This is a genomic window from Pseudescherichia sp., from assembly GCF_031979925.1.
Lineage (GTDB): Bacteria > Pseudomonadota > Gammaproteobacteria > Enterobacterales > Enterobacteriaceae > Pseudescherichia.
Genome location: NZ_DALZFB010000002.1, coordinates 100,274 through 108,051, shown reverse-complemented (window position 1 = coordinate 108,051; position 7,778 = coordinate 100,274). Strand labels below are relative to the sequence as shown.

Genomic DNA, 7,778 nt, shown 5'->3' with positions numbered 1-7,778 from the left:
TGCCCACCGTAGGCCGGGCAAACGCAGTGCCGCCCGGCATTTGCGGCAGGCACAAACATGCCCGGTGGCGCTTCGCTTACGCAGGCCTACAAACCCGCACCGTGCCCACCGTAGGCCGGGCAAACGCAGTGCCGCCCGGCATTTGCGGCAGGCACAATTACGCCCGGTGGCGCTTCGCTTACGCGGGCCTACAAACCACACCATGCCCACCGTAGGCCCGGCAAGCTTGCGCCGCCGGGCATTAGCCTCAGCCCTTGATCTTCGGATCCAGTGCGTCCCGTAGGCCGTCGCCCAGCAGGTTAAAGGCCAGCACGGTGAGGAAGATCGCCAGGCTCGGGAAGAGCGCCACGTGCGGGGCGATAACCATATCCGCCCGCGCCTCGTTGAGCATCGCCCCCCACTCCGGCGTCGGCGGCTGCGCGCCCAGCCCCAGAAACGAGAGGCTGGCAGCGGAGATGATCGAGGTGCCGATGCGCATGGTGAAGTAGACCACGATGGATGAGATGGTCCCCGGCAGAATGTGGCGGAACAGGATGGTGGCATCGCTCGCGCCGATGCTGCGCGCCGACTCAATAAAGGTCTGCTGCTTGAGCACCAGCGTGTTGCCGCGCACCAGCCGGGCAAAGGCCGGCACCGAGAAGACCGCCACGGCAATAATCACGTTGGACATGCCGCTACCCATCACCGCCACCACCGCAATGGCCAGTAGAATGCCGGGAAAAGCAAACAGCACGTCACAGATGCGCATGATGATGCGGTCCCACCAGCCTTCGTAGTACCCCGCCAGCAGTCCGAGAACCGTGCCAATCGCAGCGCCAATCAGCACCGCTAGCACCCCGGCGGCCAGTGAGATCTGCGCCCCTACCAGCACGCGGCTAAAGATATCCCGCCCGAGAGAGTCGACGCCGAACCAGTGCACCATCGACGGCCCCTCATTGAGCCGATCGTAATCGAAGTAGTTCTCGGCATCAAAGGGCACAATCCACGGCGCGACGGCAGCAACAACGATCAGCAGCACCACGAACAGCCCGGCGGTCATCGCCATCGGCTGACGGCGGAAGCGCCGCCAGAACTCATGCCATGGAGTACGGATACGCGCCGGTTTGATCCCCGGCATACCCTTTAATATCGCCTGACGACGCCAGTTTAAAAGTCGCATCCTTACTTATACCTGATAGACGGGTTAATGGCGGCATAGAGCATATCCACCACTAAGTTGATAAGAACAAATTCCAGCGAGAAGAGCAGCACCTCGGCCTGAATCACCGGGTAGTCACGCATCTCCACCGAGTCCACCAGCAGACGGCCAAGGCCGGGCCAGTTAAAGACCTTCTCGACCACAATCGAGCCGCCGAGCAGAAAGCCAAACTGCAGGCCCATCATGGTTACCACCGGGATCATGGCGTTACGCAGGCCATGCTTGAGGATCACCCACTTCTCGCTGACCCCTTTGGCACGCGCGGTGCGCATGTAATCCTCGTTGAGCACATCCACAAAGGAGGCGCGGGTAAAGCGTGCCATCACTGCCGCCACCGCCGCGCCGAGGGTCACCGACGGCAGGACGTAGTGCCGCCAACTGTCTGCCCCAACGGTGGGCAGCCAGCCCAACTCAACGGAGAAGACCTGCATCAGCAGCATGCCAAGCGCAAAGGCCGGAAACGAAATGCCGGTCACCGCCAGCGCCATGCCGATGCGGTCTGGCCAGCGGTTGCGCCAGACGGCGGCGACTATTCCGGCGGCGAGGCCAAACAGCACCGCCCACACCATGCTGGCGATGGTGAGCCAGAAGGTGGGCATGAAGCGGCTGGCGATCTCCTCCGCCACCGGACGGCGGGAGACCATCGACATGCCAAAATCGCCCTGCAGCACGTTGGTGATGTAGTGCCAGAACTGGTGCCACAGCGGCTGGTCAAGGCCCAGCTGCTGGCGTACCAGCGCCACCACCTGCGCGTCGGCCTCCGGTCCGGCAATCAGCCGCGCCGGATCCCCCGGCAGCATATGCACGAACAGAAACACCAGCACCGCCACAATCAGCAGCGTGGGGATCAGGCCGAGCAGGCGTTTTAAAAAATAGTTAAGCATCTTCTACCCTGTTACTGGCCCCCGCCACGCTGGGCGGAGGCCAGGCACGACTATTTTAAGTCTGCGTCGTCAAAGCTAAAGCCGGTATCCGGCATGATATAAAAACCGCTCAGATCTTTATTGTGCGCGGAGACCAGTTTCTCTACCACCAGCGGCACCCACGGCGACTCCTTCCAGATGGTGTCCTGCGCTGCCTTGTAGTGCTGCGCCTTCTCCTCGTTGCTGGTAGTTTTCAGCGCGGCGGCGAGATCCTGATCAACCTGCGGATTGCTGTAAAACGCGGTGTTGAACAAAGTTGGCGGCCAGTTCTGCGAGGCGAACAGCGGCGACAGCGCCCAGTCCGCTTCGCCGGTCGACGCCGACCAGCCGGTATAGAACATCCTCACCCCGCTCTCCTTCTGCCCTTTGCCCTCAACTTCGGCGGCGCGCTGCCCGGCATCCATCGCCGTGACCTGCGCTTTAATGCCGATCTGGGCCAGCTGCTGCTGGGTAAACTGCAGCACCTTCTGGGCGGTACTGTGGTTATGGGAGGACCACAGCGTGGTGGTGAATCCGTTCGGGTAGCCCGCCTCTTTCAGCAGCGCCTTCGCCTTAGCCGGATCGTAGGGCCACGGCTGGTAGCTCTGGGCGTAGGCAATGGACGGCGGCACGATGCCGGTGGCGGGGGTGGCGTAGCCGGCAAAGGCGACCTTCACCAGCGCCTGGCGGTTGATGGCGTAGTTAATCGCCTCGCGCACTTTCGCATTATCAAACGGCTTCTGCGTTACGTTGAGGCTGATGTAGCGCTGCATGATTGACGGGCTGGCGACCAGATCCAGCTTAGGATTTTTTTGCAGCACGGCGGCCTGCTCGTAAGGGATCGGGAAGGCAAACTGCGCCTCGCCGGTCTGGAGCATCGCCGCCCGGGTGTTGTTATCCACCACTGGACGCCAGGTGATGGTATCCAGCTTCGGCAGGCCCTGCTGCCAGTAGCCGGCAAACTTCTTCACCTTCACAAAGTCGGTCTGGTTCCAGGTCTCCAGCTCGTATGGACCGGTGCCCACCGGGTGGAAACCAATCTCTTTACCATACTTTTTCAGCGCGGCAGGCGAGATCATCGCCGTCGCCGGATGGGCGAGAATATTGATAAAGGCCGAGAACGGCTGGGTCAGGGTGATCTTCACCGTGGTGGGATCCACCGCCTCAGTCTTAGCGATATTCTTGTAGAGGTTATAGCGCTTCAGCCCGCTCTCTTTGTTGCTGGCGCGGTCGAGGTTGGCCTTCACCGCCTCGGCGTTAAAGTCGGTGCCGTCCTGAAACTTGACGCCGCTGCGCAGCTTGATGGTGTAGACCAGCCCGTCGTCAGAGACGGTATAGCTCTCGGCAAGGACGTTTTTCAGCTTCATATCTTTATCGAGGCCGAAAAGGCCCTGATAGAACGACTTCGCTACCGCCTGGGAGAGCGTGTCGTTTGCGTCATAGGGATCGAGGGTGGTGAAATTCGACCCCACGGCCACCACCACATCTTTGGCAGCGAAGGCCGGTGCCACGGCGAGCGCGGCGGCAACGCCCAGCGCCAGACGCCATTTACGCGCAACAAATTGTGTCATCTTATTCTTCTCCTGAAATTCCCTGCCTGTTAACGATCAAAAACGAGACTGCGTGCTGCCGGGCGTAGAGCGGGCAACAAAGTGGCCAGGCCCGACGCTGTGCAGCTCCACGCGGTGTGGATCCTCACCCGGCTTATAGATATTGCTGGGCATATCATCGGAGAGCAGTACGCGCTGCGCCCGCGGATGCCCTGGCTCGGCCACCGGCACGGCGGCCATCAGCTTGCGCGTATAGGGGTGCTGCGGGTTTTCAAATACCGCGCGCCGGGGACCGATCTCCACGATCTGTCCGAGATACATCACCGCCACCCGATGGCTAATACGTTCCACGACTGCCATATCGTGGGAGATAAACAGAAAGGCGATGCCCATCTCCCGCTGCAAATCGAGTAGCAAATTAATAATTTGCGCCTGGATAGAGACATCCAGCGCCGACACCGCCTCGTCGGCGACCACCACTTTCGGATCGAGGGCCAACGCCCGGGCGATGCTGATGCGCTGCCGCTGGCCACCGGAAAACTCATGGGGATAGCGCCAGGCGTGCTCGGGCTTGAGCCCTACCCGCTCCAGCAGCCAGGCCACCCGGCGCTGGGCATCCTCCTCTTCCATCAGCCGGTGCACGCGCAGCGGCTCCATAATCGAATAGCCCACCGTCTGGCGCGGATCGAGAGAGGCGTAGGGATCCTGGAAGATAAACTGGATATCCCGGCGCAGCGGCTGCAATTTGCTGTCCGGCAGGGTATCGATCCGCTTGCCTTCAAACAGAATAGACCCGCCCTGGGATTCCACCAGCCGCAGCAGCGCCCGCCCGGTGGTGGATTTTCCGCTGCCGGACTCCCCCACCAGCGCCAGCGTCTCGCCAGGCCACAGGTCAAAGCTGACATGCTCCACGGCGCGTACCTCACGGGTCACGCGGTTGAGAATGCCGCTGCGCAGGCCGAAGCGGGTCACCAGATCGCGCACCTGGAGAATCGGCTCTCCCTCAACCACCGTATCCTGTTCGATCTCGGCCTCGTGCTGGTCGGGGCGCTCCTTGCTCACCAGCGGCAGGCGACGAGGCAGATCGCTGCCGTTCATCGCCCCCAGACGCGGAACGGCGGCCAGCAGCGCTTTGGTGTAGGCGTGCTGCGGGCTGTGGAAAACCGCCTCCACGGGGCCGGTCTCGACCGCCTCGCCCTGGTACATCACCAGCACGCGGTCGGCGATGTCCGCCACCACGCCCATATCATGGGTGATAAAGATCACCCCCATCGCCATCTCTTTTTGCAGCACGCTGATGAGCTGTAAAATCTGCGCCTGAATCGTCACGTCCAGGGCGGTGGTGGGCTCGTCGGCAATCAGCACCGCCGGACGGCAGGAGAGCGCCATAGCGATCATCACCCGCTGGCGCATCCCGCCGGAGAGCTGGTGCGGATAGCGGGAGAGGATCGCGTCGGCCTCTGGAATACGCACCTGCTCCAGCATCCTTTTCGCCTCGGCCAGCGCCGCCTCACGCCCCAGCTTCTGGTGCAGGCGGATCGACTCCGCGATCTGCTCCCCAACGGTAAACACCGGGTTGAGGGAGGTCATCGGCTCCTGGAAGATCATGGCGATATCGGCCCCGCGCACGCCGCGCATCTGCGCCTGGCCTAAGGCGTTGAGATCCACCACCTGGCGATTGCGTCGCTGAAGCCGCATATGATCGCAGCGCACGCTGGCCCCGCTCTGCTGCTCCAGCAGGCGCAGCAGCGCCAGAGCGGTGACCGATTTGCCCGAGCCAGATTCCCCAACGATAGCCAGCGTCTCGCCGCGTTGCAGGCTGAACGACAGATCGCGCACCGCCTGCGTCACCTGACCTTCGTTTTCAAAACGAATGTTCAGGTTACTGACGTCCAGTACGGGGCTATTTTCTTGCAGATGATTTGGCGGCTTAGTCATTATTTATTGCTCGTCTGGCAGCTTTTTCTATAAATATCATTATTGTCGCCGCAGTTTGATACGAATTTTGAATATAGAAAGTCGAAACGGTGATGTAAAGAGCCCGCGCGGCAATGGCACATAATGGGTACATTCAGTCTGGCCTGGTTTTCTGCCATAATGGCGCATTGATTTCCCAGATTGCCCTCCCAGGAGTGAACTCATGGACCATACCGCCGGGCTGATCCCGCTTGACGCGGCGCTCGCTCAGATGCTGTCGCACATTACCCCGCTCACCGACTACGAAACCCTACCCCTGCACGCCTGCTTTGGCCGGGTGACGGCGCGGGAGATTGTCTCCCCCCTCAACGTGCCCGGCTTCGATAATGCCGCGATGGATGGCTACGCCGTGCGCCTTGATGACCTGCAGGCAGGTGTGCCGCAGCCGGTGGCGGGCAAAGCTTTCGCTGGTCAGCCCTTCCACGGCGAGTGGCCTGCGGGGAGCTGCATCCGCATTATGACCGGTGCGCCCATCCCGCCGGGCTGCGATGCGGTGGTGATGCAGGAGGAGACCGAGCAGAGCGACGCCGGGGTGCTGTTTACCGCCGAGGTGCGTGCCGGGCAAAATATTCGCCGCGCCGGTGAAGATATCACCCAGGGTGCGATAGTCTATGCGCCGGGTACTACCCTGACGGTGGCGGAGCTGCCGGTGCTGGCCTCCCTCGGTATTCCCGAGGTCGAAGTGGTGCGCAAGGTGCGGGTGGCTCTCTTCTCCACCGGCGATGAACTCCAGCTGCCGGGCCAACCGTTGGGCGATGGTCAGATCTACGACACCAACCGGCTGGCGGTCCACGTTATGCTGGAGCAGCTCGGCTGCGAAGCGATCAACCTCGGCATCATTCCGGACGATCCCGCCCGGCTGCGTGAGGCCTTTATCGCCGCTGACCAGCAGGCCGACGTGGTGATCAGCTCCGGCGGCGTCTCGGTAGGCGAAGCCGACTACACCAAAACCCTGCTGGAAGAGCTGGGCGAAATCGCCTTCTGGAAACTGGCGATCAAGCCGGGCAAACCCTTTGCCTTCGGCAAGCTCAGCAACGCCTGGTTCTGCGGCCTGCCGGGTAACCCGGTCTCAGCGGCACTCACCTTCTACCAGCTGGTGCAGCCTCTGCTGGCTCGCCTGAGCGGCAAGCCTGGCAGCGCCCTGCCCCCGCGCCTGCGGGTCCGCGCCGCTACCCGGCTGAAGAAAGCGCCGGGGCGTCTCGACTTCCAGCGCGGTATCGTTGCACGCGACGCCGAGGGGAATTTGCAGGTGAGCGCCACCGGCCACCAGGGATCCCACATCTTCAGCTCCTTTAGCCAGGGCAACTGCTTTATCGTGCTGGAGCGCGAGCGCGGCAGCGTCGAGCCAGGGGAGTGGGTAGAGATCGAGCCGTTTAACCACCTGTTTGGGGGGCTGTGATGGCCGTCGAGCTGAGCGATAGCGAGATGCTGCGCTACAACCGGCAGATTGTCCTGCGCGGCTTCGATTTTGACGGTCAGGAGGCGCTGAAGTCCTCACGCGTGCTGGTGGTGGGTCTGGGCGGGCTGGGCTGTGCCGCCGCCCAGTATCTGACGGCGGCGGGCATCGGTCACCTGACGCTACTGGATTTTGACACCGTGTCGCTGTCAAATTTGCAGCGCCAGACTCTGCACAGCGATGCGACGATCGGTCAGCCAAAGGTCGCCTCGGCGCGAGCATCCCTGGCCCGGATCAATCCGCTCGTCAGCTTTACTACCCTTGATGCCCGACTGGAGGGCGAAGCGCTGAACGCGCAGATTGCCGCCCACGATCTGATCCTCGACTGCACCGACAACGTCGAGATCCGCAATCAGCTCAACGACGGCTGTTTCAGGGCCAAAGTGCCGCTGGTTTCCGGGGCGGCGATCCGCATGGAGGGGCAGATTAGCGTCTTTACCTGGCAGGAGGGGGAGCCGTGCTACCGCTGCCTGAGCCGCCTGTTTGGCGATACGGCGCTGACCTGCGTTGAAGCAGGCGTAATGGCTCCACTGGTGGGCGTGATTGGTGCGATGCAGGCGATGGAGGCGATCAAGGTGCTGGCGAAGTTCGGTCAAAGCGCCGCCGGGAAGATTGTCCTGTACGACGCCATGACCTGCCAGTTCCGCGAGATGAAACTGATGCGCAACCCCCAGTGCGAGGTGTGCGGCGGATAA

6 protein-coding genes are annotated in these 7,778 nt (G+C 62.2%); 2 read left to right on the top strand and 4 right to left on the bottom strand.

The genetic code is table 11. The features are described 5' to 3' along the window. Positions 1-247 precede the first annotated feature (247 nt). The 4 genes from gsiD to gsiA are packed head-to-tail and all read right to left on the bottom strand — an operon-like array spanning position 248 to position 5,588. Complete coding sequence (gsiD, locus tag RTM13_RS03885; RefSeq protein WP_312210295.1) at positions 248-1,159, bottom strand: glutathione ABC transporter permease GsiD; 912 nt, start codon at positions 1,157-1,159, stop codon at positions 248-250. Positions 1,160-1,161: 2 nt separating this feature from the next. Further along, the gene (gene gsiC / locus RTM13_RS03880) at positions 1,162-2,082 is read right to left on the bottom strand and encodes a glutathione ABC transporter permease GsiC (RefSeq protein WP_312210293.1); all 921 of its coding nucleotides are present in this window, start codon (positions 2,080-2,082) and stop codon (positions 1,162-1,164) included. A 50-nt stretch (positions 2,083-2,132) separates the two neighbouring features. Beyond that, a complete protein-coding gene (gene gsiB, locus RTM13_RS03875; protein ID WP_312210291.1) occupies positions 2,133-3,671 on the bottom strand; it encodes a glutathione ABC transporter substrate-binding protein GsiB in 1,539 nt (512 codons plus the stop codon). A gap of 36 nt (positions 3,672-3,707) precedes the next feature. After that, positions 3,708-5,588, bottom strand: a complete 1,881-nt coding sequence (gsiA, locus tag RTM13_RS03870) for a glutathione ABC transporter ATP-binding protein GsiA (protein ID WP_312210289.1) — start codon at positions 5,586-5,588, stop codon at positions 3,708-3,710. A 202-nt stretch (positions 5,589-5,790) separates the two neighbouring features. Between gsiA and moeA the strand changes: the two genes are divergently transcribed. Both moeA and moeB read left to right on the top strand, forming a co-directional pair. Then, positions 5,791-7,026, top strand: a complete 1,236-nt coding sequence (moeA, locus tag RTM13_RS03865) for a molybdopterin molybdotransferase MoeA (RefSeq protein WP_312210287.1) — start codon at positions 5,791-5,793, stop codon at positions 7,024-7,026. Continuing rightward, the gene (gene moeB / locus RTM13_RS03860; protein WP_312210285.1) at positions 7,026-7,778 is read left to right on the top strand and encodes a molybdopterin-synthase adenylyltransferase MoeB; all 753 of its coding nucleotides are present in this window, start codon (positions 7,026-7,028) and stop codon (positions 7,776-7,778) included. Before moeA ends, moeB begins: the two co-directional genes overlap by 1 nt.

Coding starts and splice junctions, on each gene's coding strand:
- gsiD (WP_312210295.1), bottom strand. CDS start 1,159: ATGCGACTTTTAAACTGGCGTCGTCAGGCGATATTAAAGGGTATGCCG.
- gsiC (WP_312210293.1), bottom strand. CDS start 2,082: ATGCTTAACTATTTTTTAAAACGCCTGCTCGGCCTGATCCCCACGCTG.
- gsiB (WP_312210291.1), bottom strand. CDS start 3,671: ATGACACAATTTGTTGCGCGTAAATGGCGTCTGGCGCTGGGCGTTGCC.
- gsiA (WP_312210289.1), bottom strand. CDS start 5,588: ATGACTAAGCCGCCAAATCATCTGCAAGAAAATAGCCCCGTACTGGAC.
- moeA (WP_312210287.1), top strand. CDS start 5,791: ATGGACCATACCGCCGGGCTGATCCCGCTTGACGCGGCGCTCGCTCAG.
- moeB (WP_312210285.1), top strand. CDS start 7,026: ATGGCCGTCGAGCTGAGCGATAGCGAGATGCTGCGCTACAACCGGCAG.